Source organism: Oscillibacter sp. KLE 1745 (assembly GCF_000469445.2).
Taxonomy (GTDB): Bacteria; Bacillota; Clostridia; order Oscillospirales; family Oscillospiraceae; genus Oscillibacter; species Oscillibacter welbionis.
This window is the reverse complement of sequence record NZ_KI271700.1, coordinates 1-14,478: the sequence shown is the minus strand read 5'-3', so window position 1 is coordinate 14,478 and position 14,478 is coordinate 1. Positions and strand designations below refer to the sequence as shown.

Genomic DNA, 14,478 nt, shown 5'->3' with positions numbered 1-14,478 from the left:
GGCGGGCGGCCGGCGAGCCGAAACCCGCGCTGGCAGAACAGCAGTTCATGGATGTGACGGATCCCAGCGCCTACTACTACGGAGCCGTCCAGTGGGCTGCAGAGAAGGATATGTGGGGATTCGGGACCTTTGCGCCCCATGCGGTGTGTACCCGGCTGGACGCGGTATTCTTCCTGTGGCGCGCCGCCGGCAGCCCGGATATGGAAGGAGAATTTCCCTTTGCCGACGTCCCCTTCGGGGACGGAGACGGACACGGACAGCCCCTCTACTGGTACGCTGACCAGGCGGTGTTGTGGGCGGTGGAGAACGGTGTCGCCAGCGGTACCACGGAGACCACATTCTCCCCGGACACTCCCTGTACCCGGGGTCAGATCGCCACATTCCTGTATCGGGCCGCTCAGGCAGAGACTTCCGCGAAGTAGGGAACGATGAACTGCAGGCAACGAAAAAAAGGCGGCGGCTGCCAGAGGCAGCCGCCGTCTTTCGTCAAAAGCGTCCGGGTACACGATGCGCCCGGACGCTTCCAGTTGACAGGGAATGGAACAGGATGGAGACCTCGTTATTTGATCCGCTCGCCGGCGGCTTCCTTGGCCTTGATCTCCTTCACAGCATCCTTGTGAGAGAGGTTGACACGGCCCTTCTCGTCAATGTCGGTGACCTTCACCCACATCATGTCGCCCACCTTGCAGGCGTCCTCCACCTTCTCGATCCGGTGGTCCGCCAGCTTGGAGATGTGGACCAGTCCGTCCTTGCCGGGGGCCAGTTCCACGAAGGCGCCGAAGGTCATCAGCCGCACCACGCGGCCGTAGTACAGCGCGCCCACCTCCGGGACGAACACGATGTCGTCAATGCACTTCTTGGCGGCGTCGCAGCTGGCGGCGTCCACGCCGGCGATGAAGATGGAACCGTCGTCGTTGATGTCGATCTTGGCGCCGGTGTCGGCCACGATCTTCTGGATAACCTTGCCGCCGGAGCCGATGACCTCCCGGATCTTGGAGGGGTCGATGTGCATGGTCAGCATCTTGGGCGCGTACTTGCTGACCTCCTTGCGGGGCTCGGAGATGGCGGGCAGCATGATCTGATCCAGGATCTCGCACCGGGCGTCATAGGTGATGTCCAGGGCCTCCTTGATGATCTCCATGGTCAGGCCGTCGTTCTTCAGGTCCATCTGGATGGCGGTGATGCCCTTCTTGGTACCGCCCACCTTGAAGTCCATCTCGCCGTGGAAATCCTCCACGCCCTGGATGTCGATGAAGGTGGTGAAGGAGCCGTCGTCATCCTGGATCAGGCCGCAGGAGATGCCGGCCACAGGGGCCTTGATGGGCACGCCGGCGTCCATCAGGGCCAGGGTGGAGCCGCAGATGGAGCCCTGGGAGGTGGAGCCGTTGGAGCTCAGCACCTCACTAACCACGCGGATGGCGTAGGGGAACTCCTCCACAGAGGGGAGCACGGGCACCAGAGCCCGCTCCGCCAGAGCACCGTGGCCGATCTCCCGGCGGCCGGGGGAACGGGCAGGCTTGGCCTCGCCCACGGAGTAGCCGGGGAAGTTGTAGTGGTGCATATACCGCTTCTCCGTCTCCTCCCAGATGGTGTCCAGCTTCTGGTTGGCGGAGAGGGTGTCCAGGGTGCAGACGGAAAGCACCTGGGTCTGGCCGCGGGTGAAGAGGCCGGAGCCGTGGGTCCGGGGCAGCACGCCCACCTCGGCGGCCAGGGGCCGGATCTCGTTCTTCTGGCGGCCGTCCACGCGGTGGCCCTCCAGAAGCCACTGCTTGACGATCTTCTTCTGGAACTTGTAGGTGAACTCCTCCAGGTACTGGTCCATATCCGGATATTCCTCCAGATACTTCTCGTGCCACTTCTCGATCATGGCGTTCCAGCGGGCCTCCCGGATGTTCTTGTCGTCGGTGTCCATGGCGGCCTTGGCCTCGTCCATGAAGTCCGCCACGATCTTGTCGAACAGCTCCTGGTTGAAATCCGCGTGAGGATACTCAAACTTGGGCTTGCCCACCTCGGAGACCATCTGATCGATCAGGGCGATGATCTTCTGATTCTCCTCATGGGCCATCTTGATGGCCTCGAACATCTTGTCGTTGGGGACCTCGTTGGCGCCGGCCTCGATCATGACCACCTTTTTGCGGGTGGAGACCACGGTGACGTCCAGGTCGCTGACCTTGCGCTGCTCGCTGTCGGGGTTGAACACCAGCTTGCCGTCCACAAGGCCCACCTTCAGGGCGCCCACGGGGCCGTTCCAGGGGATGTCGGAGATGGCCAGGGCGGCGGAGGTGCCGATCAGGGCGGCGATCTCCGGCGTGCAGTCGTGGTCCACGCTCATGACCGTGCACATGACGGACACGTCATTGCGGAAGTCGGAGGGGAACAGGGGCCGGATGGGCCGGTCGATGACACGGCTGGTTAGGATGCCCTTCTCGCCGGGGCGGCCCTCCCGCCGGTTGAAGGAACCGGGGATGCGGCCCACGGAGTACAGCTTCTCCTCAAAATCTACGCTCAGGGGGAGGAAGTCGATGCCGTCCCGGGGGCGGGGCGCCGCAGTGACGCAGCAGAGCACCCGGGTGTCGCCGTAGCCCACCATGACGGCGGCGTTGGCCAGCTCCGCCAGCTTGCCCACCTCCATGGTCAGGGGGCGGCCCGCCAGCTCCATCTCGTACTTGTGGTAGTTGGGGAATTGTCTCTTGGTGATAATGGTTGACATGTCTGGTCTCCTTTTTCGTATGATCTCCGCGGGAGCCAAACCATTTAGCACTTGAAGCAACGGCCGGATCCCCGGTCCCTCCTTCAACTGCTAAAAGATCGGCCTGCCCGCGGGCGTTGAAAGAATGCGGGAAGAGGGTGGTGCGGCAAAGGCGCACCACCCTCCACATTGACTCACTTCCGGATGCCCAGCTTGGCGATGAGGGCACGATAGCGCTCGATGTCCTTCTTCTGGAGGTAGTCCAGCAGACGGCGGCGCTTGCCGACCATCTGCAGCAGGCCGCGGTTGGAATGCTTGTCCTGGGGGTTGTTCCGCATGTGCTCGGTCAGCACGTTGATCCGCTCGGTGAGGATGGCCACCTGGACCTCGGGAGAGCCGGTGTCCCCCTCGTGGGTGCGGTTGGCGTCGATGATCGCGGTCTTCTGTTCTTTGCGCAGCATGAAAATTTCCACCTTTCTTCATATATACCCGCAGGGCTGCGCCCCGGGATCGGTGAAAGTCCACGGAGCGAAGGGCTGGGGCCGCACATACACGTGCTGTTGCATGATACCACAGAAATTCCCAGTTGTAAAGATAAAAATGTGGAGTTTTCCCCGGATCGGCGGAAAATTCCCCGTTTTTGTCCCCCGAATGGGCTTGACAAACCGCTTCTTCTCATGATAATCTAACCGTACTAATACGGTTAATACAGTTGCAGGGGCTGCACCGCAGCCCCGCGGAAGGGAAGGTGAGCGGATGATCAGCCTGAATTATCGGGACTCCCGGCCCATTTACGAGCAGATCCGGGACGGACTGCGGAAGCTGATCGTCACCGGTGCGCTGAGCGCGGACGAAAAGCTGCCCTCAGTGCGGGCGCTGGCCGCCCAGCTGGCCATCAATCCCAATACCATCCAGCGAGCTTATAACGAGCTGGAGGGCGAGGGATACATCTACTCGGTCCCCGGCAAGGGAAGCTTCGCCGCCGCGTTCGCGGCGGCGGACTCCGCCCGGCGGGCGGAGCTGCTGACCCAGGTGCGGGAGCTCCTCTCCGAGCTGCGGTATCTAGGGGTAAGCCAGCAGGAGCTGCTGAATCTGGTGAAGGAGGCGCGTCCGTCATGATCGAAGTGAATGGCCTGGTGAAGCGGTTCGACGGCTTCGCAGCCCTGGACGGCGCCGCGCTGTCGGTGCCGGCGGGCAGCGTCTACGGCCTGGTGGGTCCCAACGGCGCCGGTAAGTCCACCCTGATCCGCCACCTGACGGGCATCTTCCGCCAGGACGCGGGCACGGTGCGCATCGGCGGCGAGGATGTGTGGGAGAACGCCGCTCTGAAGGCGCGGATCGCCGCCATCCCTGACGACTGGTACTACTTCCTTCAGTCCTCCATTCGGGATATGATGCGCTTTTACCGCGGATTTTATCCCGCTTTTTCCATGGAGCGGTATGAAAAGCTGAAGGAGGTCTTTCAGCTGGATGAAAAACGGCCTATCCGCCGCCTCAGCAAGGGTATGCAGAAGCAGGCGGCCTTCTGGCTGGCCCTGTGCTGCATGCCGGACTACCTGATCCTGGATGAGCCGGTGGACGGTCTGGACCCGGTGATGCGCCGGCAGGTGTGGTCTCTGGTGCTGGCGGATGTGGCCCAGCGAGGCACCACGGTGCTGGTTTCTTCCCACAACCTGCGGGAGCTGGAGGACGTCTGCGACCACGTGGGCATCATGGACCACGGCCGCGTGCTGCTGGAGCGGTCCCTGGCCCAGCTGCAGGACAACATGGTAAAGCTGCAGGTGGTGTTCCCCGACGGGATGACGGAGGTGCCGTCGGACCTGCCGGTGCTCCACGCCAGCCAAATCGGCCGCATCCATACCTTCATCATGCGGATGAGCGCCCAGGAGGCAGAGGACCGTCTGGCGGCGTACAGTCCCCTGCTGGTGGACGCAGTGCCCCTGACCCTGGAGGAGATCTTTATTTATGAGCTGGGAGGTGCGGACTATGCAGTCAAAGACATCGTACTTTAACGCCACGCTGTTCCGCAAGAACCTGACCCGGTTCTGGCCGCTGTGGGGCCTGGCGTCCTTTGTCGGCGCTCTGTTCCCTCTGGCGGTGCTGCTGGATATGGTGCACCGGGGCTGGAACGTCCTCTCCGCACCGGACTTCACCGGTATGTACTATGATGCGGTGAGCGCCGTGCCCGTCATCAATCTGGTCTACGCCGCCCTCTGTGCCATGGCGGTGTGGAGCTATCTATACAACGCCCGCAGCGTGGGGCTGATGCACACCCTGCCTATCCGGCGGGAAGGGCTGTTCCTCACCAACTTCCTCTCCGGCCTCTCCATGACCCTGATTCCCTACGCGGTCACCGGGGTCCTGTGCGTCGTGGTCTCCCTGTGCGGCGGGGCCTTTGACGCCAAGGGGCTGGCCGTCACCGTCCTGGCAGTGCTGGGTGAGAGCTTCTTCTACTTCTCCAGCGCCACCTTCGTGGCCTTCATCACCGGCAACGCCTTCACCATGCCGCCGCTGTACGCCCTGCTCCACTTCCTGGCGGTGCTGCTGGACTGGCTGATCTCCTCCTTCGCCCAAGGGTTCATCTTCGGCTTTTCCACTTATTACACCGGGGTGGTGGAGTGGCTCTCCCCCACCGTGTATCTGGTCAACAACGTCCGGTGCGTCCGGCAGTATGTGGAGGTCCAGCAGACGTTCCCCGATGGAACGCCTTACACCTCCCGCCTTTTGACCTCCGCAGACCTGGAGAGCTTCTGGCTGATCGGCGTCTACGCCCTGGTAGGACTGGCGCTGGCTGCCCTGGCCCTCATCCTCTACCGCAGGCGCCGCAGTGAGACCGCCGGCGACGTGGTGGCCGTGGGCTGGCTGCGGCCGGTGTTCCGGTACGGTGTGGCAGGGCTCTGTGCCCTGCTGGGCGGCCAGTTCCTCTACTCCCTGTTCTGGTATGGCTTCCAGCAGGGGGAATACTACGACACGCTGCCCATGGTGGTCTGCCTGCTGGCGGCAGGGGCCATCGGGTATTACGGCGCCTCCATGCTGCTGGCCAAGGCCTTCAAGGTGTTCCGGGGCAGCTGGAAGGGCCTGGGCATTGTGCTGGCGGGCTGTGCCCTGGTCTGCTGTGTGCTGCATTTCGACCTGCTGGGTGTGGCGGACCGGGTGCCGGAGGCCTCCCAGATCCAGACCCTGGAGATCCGGATTGCCGACAACACCTACACGCTCACGCCGGAGAAGGACGCGGACCTGCTGGAGCAGGTCAGGGCCCTCCATCAAACGGTGGTTGCCGACGAATCCTATGTTCGGGAGATGGAGGCCCGCAGATCTTCCACCTGGTCTGAGGATGAGACCCCCAACACGGCATACACCGGCCTGAATCTCACCTATACTCTGAAAAGCGGCACCCGGATAGACCGCTGGTACTCCCTGCTCATTACCCGGGACCGACTGGCCCAGCCAGAGACCTATGATTATCTGCTGGACCAGTTCGTGAACAGCGATACTGTAAAAGCCCGGCGCCTCCATCTGGATGACGATTTCTGGACGGTGAGCGGCGGCAGCCTGTACATTGACACTCGTGGCGAGGGCTACGAACTGGGCAGCCGGGAGGGTGACGCCATTCTCAAGGCAGTGGGCCGGGATCTGACCGCCGGGAACTGGGGGGATTACGACTGGTTCTCCGGCGACAGCGGCAGCAGCTATGCCATGGACCTGGGGCTGGACTTTGAAAGTGCAGACAAGGAGCGTTACGACTGGATCTCTGTCCATGTGACCCCTGCCATGACGGAGACGGTGGACTGCCTGGAGCGCCTCGGCCTGGTGACGAGGGCAGATCTCGTCACCTACCGGCAGCTGTATCCGGAGGACTATGGGGCGGACGGCTCCTCCATCTGGCAGGAGGTTCCGCACACGGGTGAGAATGCGGTGGTCTACACGGAGGACACCACTTCCGCCATGGTCTCCCCGGCATGAGGGGGGCAAGAACGCGGCGGCGCCGGAATCCCCGTTTTGCCGCTTTATGCCTGCTGCTGATCTTTGCCGCTGTGGGCGCCGCCGTCTGGCTGTGGGCCGGCCGGGGCCTTCCGGGAGAGGGCGTGGAGGTGCCGGACTATGTGCAGGCGGACCTCCTCACCGTGAACCCCTGGTCCCGGCCCGGCACGCCCCTGGAGAAGATCGATGGGATTGTGATCCACTACGTGGGCAACCCCGGCACCACGGCGAAGGCCAACCGGAACTACTTTGAATCCCTGTCCTCTGGGGAGACGGAGACATACGCCTCCAGCCACTTCATCGTGGGGCTGGAGGGTGAGGTCATCCAGTGCATTCCCCTGACGGAGATCGCCTACGCCTCCAATATCCGCAACGAGGACACCGTGGCCATCGAGGTCTGCCACCCGGACGAGACCGGGGCATTCTCCCCGGCCGCCTACCAGCAGGTGGTGGAGCTGACGGCCTGGCTGTGCCGGACCTTCGATCTGGATCCGGACACTGATGTGATCCGCCACTACGACGTGACGGAGAAGCTGTGTCCCCTCTATTATGTGGAGCATCCGGATGCCTGGGATGCCTTCCGGGCAGACGTTGCAGCAGAGATGGAGCGCCAGACCGAAGTCTCCTGACACGGAGCTTCAAAAATTTTTTGGTCCTCCGTGAAACAAAACGGCATTCTTGATCGTCTTATAAAGCAGAGGGAGATTTTACATCAAAGGGGGCCTTTTTCCATGGAGCAAAATCCGGCTGCCGCCACGCTCTGGCGCATGTGGGTGGATACCAAGCGGCGCATTGTCTCCTTCCACGAGGAGAAGGACTGCCAGCTGCTGGAGTTCCGCAGCCACGAGATGTTTTTGAGCTGCGTGGACCAATACGCCTGCAAGCAATACCGTTATCAATGACCCTGCGGGGCCTTTTCGTCCATATCCCGGCGGCTTCAGCCGCCTAAGGAGGCTTTTTGATCCATGTGGCAAAAACGCGGGCCAGCACTGCTGTGTCTCCTGCTGGCCACCGCACTGACGGTCTTTGCCGCCGCCCGCTCCCCCGCCGCTCCGCCCGGCGAAGTCCCTCCTCCGCAGACGCTGGAGGAGGAATCCCTGCTCTATGAAGAGACGCCGGTCCAGATTATCTCCCTGTTGGACCTGGAGCCGGTGGATACCCGGGCGTCTGCCAATCCCGTCCGGGTGGGGGGCGGCACCCTGGACCCTGTGGACCAGGCGGAGATGGCATCCGTTCTGGCGGAATGTACATTAAAAGACAACACCATCGTCAGGCTCTACGTTACAGCGGAGGGCCTGATCGATGGCGCTTTTTTGCGCCCTGGCGCCGGGTGGATCCGATTTGCCCGCCTGTACCGCGGCGCAGACCAGGGCCCCAATTACGCGGAAACCGCCGCCCTTACCGCCTGCTCCGGTATTCTGGGGCACGATGGCTTTCTGCTGCGGACCGACGGGCACTGCTCCGGCGTTTACTCCTATGATTACTACTGGTTCGACACTGCCGGGGACTTGCAGGTCCTCACCGCCAGGATGGACCCGGTGGCCCTGGACCTGGACGGGGACGGAACGGCGGAACTGGTCTGGGAGATCGCCGAGTGGCAGGGCGCGTTTTCCTTTTACTTCCGGCGGACAGACGGCGCCATCTGTTGTGTGACGCCGTCCGAATACATCGACGCATCGGGCCTGTTCCTGGCTGCGGTGGAGCAGGAGGGGCCCGGCCCGGTCCGGCTGATCTACCGCTATCACGGCACGGACGAGGATCAGGAACAGTTCTGCGCCGTGACGTTTCGGGACGGTGCCCTGGAGATTGAGATGGACCTTGTCTATGTCCCGGCCTCGCTGGAAGACACAGTCCCCCTTTCAGATCCCACAGCTGGCGGGGCCGCCCTGCCCCATGTGTCCATTACCGGCCCCGACGGCTGGACCATGGACGGTGCCGGGGAGGCGGCCTATCTGGATCTCTGGTCCCTTCTCTGGAACAGCCCATATCCCTCCTCGAAGGGGGCGGTGATCGTCCCCACCGATGCGCCGCTGGATGCGGAGACCACCTATACCGTCACCTTCTCCGATCCGCAGGCCGGGAACTCCTTTTCCTGGTCCCTGGACGCCGAGGGCATCTGCCGCCTGGACGGCATAGAGGGCAACTGCCGGATGGTGTCCACCGGTGTCGGCTCCCTGCCCGCATACTGTCACGATGTGCTGGAGCTCTACTGCCGGGCCAGCCGCACCGCCCGGAACTATGACGCGCAGGGCCGATGGCTGGGATGGGATTTGGTCCCGGATACGGTCGCCCCGGGCTAAAACGGGTATCTTTTGCAAAAACCGCCTTGACAAACGGCGAAAATGTGATACGATAGTCCGGTAAATGGAACATTCCGGCGTGGAAAAGGACGAGTAACCGGCATCCCTCCTGCAAAGAGAGCCGCCGTTTGGTGCAAGGCGGACGGGAGCTGCGGCGAAAATCACCTTGGAGCCTCCTGCTGAAAGACGACGCGAGTAAGCGTGGACGATTGATGCCCGTTACAGCATCGGCCCGTGGCAGCGGGCTGTGAGGGGCTGTTTCCCGCAAGGGCGCAGCAGCGAGAGTGGTACCGCAGAGTGTTTGCAAACGCTTTGTCTCTTGAAAAAGAGGCAAGGCGTTTTTGTTTTCTGAAGGGATGTGTATTCTGGTGAAATGCCCAAACTGCGGAAAGGAAATGGAAGAGGGAACTCTGCACACCCGGAATTACCCTTTCTGGACGCAGCAGGAGCTCCGATTCTTTCGGGCCCCCACAGACACCGTGGAGCTGGGCCCCATTGGCGATGACACCACCAGCGTGTTTACACGGGATCCGTTCCCGGAATTTCCCCATGCCATGCTCTGCCGGGAATGCGGCCTTGTCACCTTCCCGTGCAGCTTGATTGAAACCTCCAAAAAAGATAGCAAATAGGAGCTGGAACAGGAGGAGCTTTATGAAGTGTCCGTATTGTCAGCAGCAAATGCAGGAGGGCTTTCTCAGCAGCCGCTCCCCCGTTTTCTGGTCAGAGGAGGTGTCAGGCCTTCCCCTTCCCGCCAGGAAGGGAGATTTGCTTCTGGGTGGAAAGCTGGGGCTGGTTGTCCGCCCCCGGGCTTACCTCTGCCGGAGCTGTAAAACCGTCATTACCCAATATCAATAAAAATTCAGCAAACAGAATGGAAATAGGAGGAAAGATATGGACTACAACAAGACCATCAATCTGCCCAAGACCGACTTCCCCATGCGGGCGGGCCTGCCCAAGCGGGAGCCGGAGATGCTCAAGCGCTGGCAGGAGCAGGACGTGTACAACGAGCTGCTGAAGAAGAACGAGGGCAAGCCCCTCTTCAATCTCCACGACGGCCCGCCCTTTTCCAACGGCGGCATCCACATGGGCACCGCCATGAACAAGGCCCTCAAGGATATCATCACCCGATCCTACGCCATGCGGGGCTACTACACCCCCTATATCCCCGGCTGGGACAACCACGGTATGCCCATCGAGTCCGCCATTATCAAGCAGAACAAGCTGAACCACAAGGCTATGAGCATTCCGGACTTCCGCTCCGCCTGCCATGACTTTGCCCAGCATTATGTGGGCGTGCAGATGGACGCCTTCAAGCGCATGGGCGTCATCGGCGACTGGGAGCACCCCTACCTCACCATGAACCCCGGCTTTGAGGCTGAGGAGGTGAAGGTGTTCGGTGCCATGTACAAGAAGGGCTATATCTACAAGGATTTCAAGCCCGTCTACTGGTGCCCCCACGACGAGACCGCCCTGGCGGAGGCGGAGATCGAGTATCAGGACGACCCTTGCACCACTGTGTATGTGAAGTTCCCCATGCACGACGATTGCGGAAAGCTTTCCGGTTATGACAAGCTGTTCTTCGTGATCTGGACCACCACCATCTGGACCCTGCCGGGCAACCTGGCCATCGCCCTGCATCCCGACGAGTCCTACGCTGTGGTGAAGGCCCCCAACGGCGAGGCCTATATCATGGCCGAGGCTTTGGTGGAGAAGGTCATGCACTTGGGCGGCTTCGACACCTGGGAGGTGGCGGAGACCCATCCCGGCGCCTTCTTTGAGAACATGCTGGCGGACCACCCCTTCCTGCCCAAGACCTCCCGCCTGCTGCTGGCGGATTACGTCACCATGGACTCCGGCACCGGCTGCGTCCACACGGCCCCCGGCTTCGGCGCGGATGACTACGAGACCTGCAAGCGCTACGGCGTGGAGATGGTAGTTCCCGTGGACGACCAGGGCCGCCACACGGAGTACGCCGGCAAGTACGCCGGTATGAAGACCGATGAGTCCAACCCCGTCATCCTGGCGGACATGAAGGAGAGCGGCATGCTCTTCGCCAGCGAGGACATCATCCACAGCTATCCCCACTGCTGGCGCTGCAAGGGCCCCATCATCTTCCGGGCCACGCCCCAGTGGTTCTGCTCCGTGGAGTCCTTCAAGGAACAGGCCGTCGCCGCGTGCGACGATGTGCGCTGGGTGCCCGGCTGGGGCATTGACCGGATGAAGTCCATGATCCGAGAGCGCAACGATTGGTGCATCTCCCGCCAGCGCAAGTGGGGCCTGCCCATTCCCGTGTTCTACTGCAAGGACTGCGGCAAGCCCATCTGCACCGATGAGACCATCGACGCCATCTCCAAGCTCTTCGCCGCCGAAGGCTCCAACGCCTGGTTCGCCAAGGAGGCGGAGGAGATCCTGCCGGAGGGCTTCGCCTGCCCCCACTGCGGTGCCAAAGCCGGCTTCACCAAGGAGACCGATACCCTGGACGGCTGGTTCGACTCCGGTTCCTCCCACTTCGCCGCCATGAAGAAGGACCAGGGCTTCTGGCCCGCCACCATGTATCTGGAGGGCCTGGACCAGTACCGCGGCTGGTTCCAGTCGGCGCTGCTGACCGCCGTGGGCGCCTTCGGCCAGGGCGCGCCCTTCAAGGAGTGCGTCACCCACGGCTGGACCGTGGACGGCGAGGGCAGAGCCATGCACAAGTCCCTGGGCAATGGCATGGACCCGGCAGAGATCATCAACCAGTATGGCGCGGACCTGCTGCGCCTGTGGGCCGCCAGCGCCGACTACCACGCCGACGTCCGCTGCTCTCACGAGATCTTCAAGCAGCTCAGCCAGAACTACCTCAAGTTCCGCAACACCGCCCGGTACTGCCTGGGCAATCTGGACGGCTTTGACGCCGACCAGCTGACGGCGCCCGCGGAGATGGAGGAACTGGACCGCTGGGCCGTCACCCGCCTGAACGCCCTGATGGAGAAGTGCGCCAAGGCGTACAACGACTATGAGTTCCTGGTGGTCACCCACGCGGTGAACGACTTCTGCGTGGTGGACATGTCCAACTTCTATCTGGACATCATCAAGGACCGTCTGTACTGCGAGGAAAAGGACGGCGCCAAGCGCCGCAGCGCCCAGACCGCCCTGTTCCTGATTCTGGACACCATGACCAAGCTGATGGCCCCCATCCTGTGCTTCACCTGCGATGAGATCTGGCTCTCTATGCCCCACCGCAGCGGCGACGATGGTCGGAACGTGGTGTTCAACGACATGAACAAGCCCTTCACCGACTACGCCCTGGATGAGACCGCCATGGAGAAGTGGTCCGCCGTGGAAAAGCTGCGCGACGACGTGAACGCCGTGCTGGAGGCCGCCCGGGCCGAGAAGAAAATCGGCAAGGCCCTGGAGGCCCACGTGGCCCTCCACGCTGGGGACGACGCGGCGTCTGCCGCCCTGGTGCAGGTGATGGGCCTGAACCTGGCAGAGCTCTTCATCGTCTCCGACTGCCAGGTCTCCAGTGCGGAGCCCGATGCCGCCTCCACTGTGGGCCAGGGTGCCAACTTCCCCGGCCTCACCGTGGAAGTCAGCGAGGCCAGAGGCGACAAGTGCGAGCGGTGCTGGATGCACAGCCCCACTGTGGGCGCCGACGCGGATCACCCCACCCTCTGCGCCCGCTGCGCCGCCGTGGTGCGGAAACTCCCCCAGTTCTGACCATCCGAAAACAGCAGTCAAAAAGGTCCCGGCCATTGGCCGGGACCTTTTTCCATGTCGATTCAATTCCCCCGGGCACGTTCCTTTTTCAGCTTCCGGATATCCTCTCCCGCAAAGGGCAGCAGGGTATATTCCCCTTCAATCCGGGAGGCGATCTGGGGCGTGTACCGCCGGGCCAGCTCTCCCGGCGTCAGGTTTGTGCTGATGATGGTGGAGCGGCGCTCCATCTGGCGGGTGTTGACAATCTGGTACAGGGCGCTCTGAACGAAGGATGTGGTCATCTCGGATCCCAGATCGTCCAGAATCAGCAGATCGCAGTTCAGCACTCGCTCCACGTGGTCGTCGGCCTCCTCTTCCCGGGTGAACTTCTGCTGCTCGAATTGTGCGAAGATGTGGCCCGCGGTGTCATAAACCACCGAATGCCCCTTCTCGCTGACCTCCCGGGCAATGGCGGCGGAGAGGTGGGTCTTTCCCAGTCCGGGTGCGCCGAAGAGCAGGAGGTTCGCCGGGCGCTTGCCGAACTGGTGGGCAAAATCCGCGCAGATGTCGTAGATCATCTCCATGTGCTGCCGGACGGTGACGCCGATGTTCGGGTCATAGCGGTCCGGGTACCAGTCTGTGGAGAAGGTGTCAAAGCTCTGGTGCCCCAGGTCCAGCATCCGGGACAGCTCCTTCTGCTGCTCCCGGGCGTAATAGCCCCGCAGGCAGCGGCACACCCGGCCGTTGCGGTAGCCCGTGTCCCCGCAGAGGGCGCAGGCGGGCGTCTCCTCCAGAGCATCCTCCGGCAGGCCCATCTTCTGCAGAAGCTCCCGCTTCTCTGCCTGGAGGCTCAGATTTTCATCCCGCAGCACTGCCACCGCGGACCGGGGGTCCGTGCCGTGGCGGAGCGCACTGGTGATGATGCGGCTCATGGTGGAGCGAAGCTCCCCGTCGATCTCCCGCAGGCGTGGCTGGCGGGCAAAAATCCGTTCCCGCCGCTCCTGATACTGGGCCTGCCGCCTCTGGCGGTCCTCCTCGAACCGCTGGAGGGCCAAGCGCATCACCTTTCCGTCATACGCCACCGCTCATCACCTCCTGTTCCGATGCAGCTCCTGCATATATCTGCGCATCTCCGTCTCCGTGTCCCTGGGGGACTGCTGGTCCCCCCTGCGGGCCGCCGGACGGTCCCCCGCCTGAATCTCCTCCACCGTGTGGAGGCCCGCCTCGTTCCACTTCTTCAAAATGCCGTTGCAATAGGCCCACTTCAGCTCATGGCACTTCAGCACCGTTTTGTCATAGGCCAGGGCCACGGCCTCCGGGCCAAAGCCCATCTCCTGCCAGGCGAGGATGTACTTCTCCTCCGAAGGCGCGGGGGGCCGGTCCCCCAGCTGCAGCGCCTTCATATACTGGGGCAGGACCCCCTGGCGCTGGGCATAGGTCCGGAGATAGGCATCCGCCGCCGCCTGGGTGTCGATCCCCATGCGGGCCCAGGCGTAGCCCTCCTTTTCGATCTGCTTCATGCCGGGGCGGCGGCCCTCGCCGAATCGGCGCTGCACCCGCTCTACACAGTGGCACACCAGCAGATAGACCACGCCCTCCGGCAGGCCCAGATAGTCCGTCAGTCCCAGCAGGATCCCCACGTCCGGGGTGGTCAGCTTTTTGCCCAGCTTCACCTCCACCTGCCGGGTGAGGGCCTGGAACGCCTTGCTGTGCTCTAGCCGCTCCGCCACGTCGGCGCGCTGATAGACGGGCCGCTCCTCCGCCGGGGCGGGCGGCGTCTCCGCGGGGGCCACCAGGCCCAGCTCCCGCAGGGCGGTCTCCGCCGCCTCG

14 protein-coding genes are annotated in these 14,478 nt (G+C 62.9%); 10 read left to right on the top strand and 4 right to left on the bottom strand.

Annotation, left to right across the window (positions count from 1 at the left end; translation table 11 throughout):
• On the top strand, positions 1-422 hold a 422-nt coding region (locus tag HMPREF1546_RS19145; RefSeq protein ID WP_021751743.1), incomplete at its 5' end, for an S-layer homology domain-containing protein.
• Positions 423-559: 137 nt separating this feature from the next.
• Here the strand turns inward: HMPREF1546_RS19145 and HMPREF1546_RS04790 are convergent.
• Both HMPREF1546_RS04790 and rpsO read right to left on the bottom strand, forming a co-directional pair.
• Complete coding sequence (locus tag HMPREF1546_RS04790; protein ID WP_021750448.1) at positions 560-2,710, bottom strand: polyribonucleotide nucleotidyltransferase; 2,151 nt, start codon at positions 2,708-2,710, stop codon at positions 560-562.
• A gap of 173 nt (positions 2,711-2,883) precedes the next feature.
• Positions 2,884-3,150, bottom strand: coding sequence for a 30S ribosomal protein S15 (gene rpsO, locus HMPREF1546_RS04785; RefSeq protein ID WP_021750449.1), 267 nt, complete (start codon positions 3,148-3,150; stop codon positions 2,884-2,886).
• Between the two features lie 295 nt (positions 3,151-3,445).
• On the opposite strand from rpsO, the gene HMPREF1546_RS04780 reads away from it, so the two are divergent.
• The 9 genes from HMPREF1546_RS04780 to ileS all read left to right on the top strand — a co-directional run bounded on the left by HMPREF1546_RS04780 (position 3,446) and on the right by ileS (position 12,669).
• Positions 3,446-3,808 carry a GntR family transcriptional regulator gene (locus tag HMPREF1546_RS04780; protein ID WP_021750451.1) on the top strand — a complete coding sequence of 121 codons (363 nt, stop codon included), beginning with the start codon at positions 3,446-3,448 and terminating at the stop codon, positions 3,806-3,808.
• The gene (locus HMPREF1546_RS04775) at positions 3,805-4,701 is read left to right on the top strand and encodes an ABC transporter ATP-binding protein (protein WP_021750452.1); all 897 of its coding nucleotides are present in this window, start codon (positions 3,805-3,807) and stop codon (positions 4,699-4,701) included. Before HMPREF1546_RS04780 ends, HMPREF1546_RS04775 begins: the two co-directional genes overlap by 4 nt.
• The gene (locus HMPREF1546_RS04770; RefSeq protein WP_021750453.1) at positions 4,676-6,652 is read left to right on the top strand and encodes an ABC transporter permease; all 1,977 of its coding nucleotides are present in this window, start codon (positions 4,676-4,678) and stop codon (positions 6,650-6,652) included. The genes HMPREF1546_RS04775 and HMPREF1546_RS04770 overlap by 26 nt, the downstream gene beginning before the upstream one ends.
• Complete coding sequence (locus HMPREF1546_RS04765) at positions 6,649-7,299, top strand: N-acetylmuramoyl-L-alanine amidase family protein (protein WP_021750454.1); 651 nt, start codon at positions 6,649-6,651, stop codon at positions 7,297-7,299. Before HMPREF1546_RS04770 ends, HMPREF1546_RS04765 begins: the two co-directional genes overlap by 4 nt.
• Positions 7,300-7,401: 102 nt before the next feature.
• Positions 7,402-7,572 (top strand): hypothetical protein, encoded by a 171-nt coding sequence (locus tag HMPREF1546_RS19140; protein WP_170180091.1) that lies wholly within the window; start codon positions 7,402-7,404, stop codon positions 7,570-7,572.
• A 63-nt stretch (positions 7,573-7,635) separates the two neighbouring features.
• Entirely contained in the window at positions 7,636-8,970 is a 1,335-nt protein-coding gene (locus HMPREF1546_RS04760) for a hypothetical protein (protein WP_021750456.1), read from the top strand.
• A 356-nt stretch (positions 8,971-9,326) separates the two neighbouring features.
• Positions 9,327-9,599 carry a PF20097 family protein gene (locus HMPREF1546_RS19870; protein ID WP_036630943.1) on the top strand — a complete coding sequence of 91 codons (273 nt, stop codon included), beginning with the start codon at positions 9,327-9,329 and terminating at the stop codon, positions 9,597-9,599.
• Positions 9,600-9,621: 22 nt separating this feature from the next.
• The gene (locus tag HMPREF1546_RS19865) at positions 9,622-9,825 is read left to right on the top strand and encodes a PF20097 family protein (RefSeq protein WP_021750458.1); all 204 of its coding nucleotides are present in this window, start codon (positions 9,622-9,624) and stop codon (positions 9,823-9,825) included.
• A gap of 36 nt (positions 9,826-9,861) precedes the next feature.
• Positions 9,862-12,669, top strand: a complete 2,808-nt coding sequence (ileS, locus tag HMPREF1546_RS04745; RefSeq protein ID WP_021750459.1) for an isoleucine--tRNA ligase — start codon at positions 9,862-9,864, stop codon at positions 12,667-12,669.
• A gap of 62 nt (positions 12,670-12,731) precedes the next feature.
• On the opposite strand, the gene HMPREF1546_RS04740 is transcribed toward ileS, so the two are convergent.
• A complete protein-coding gene (locus HMPREF1546_RS04740) occupies positions 12,732-13,730 on the bottom strand; it encodes an ATP-binding protein (RefSeq protein ID WP_036630945.1) in 999 nt (332 codons plus the stop codon).
• Positions 13,731-13,736: 6 nt separating this feature from the next.
• The coding region (locus tag HMPREF1546_RS04735) for a DnaD domain protein (RefSeq protein WP_021751741.1) at positions 13,737-14,478 on the bottom strand (742 nt) is incomplete at its 5' end.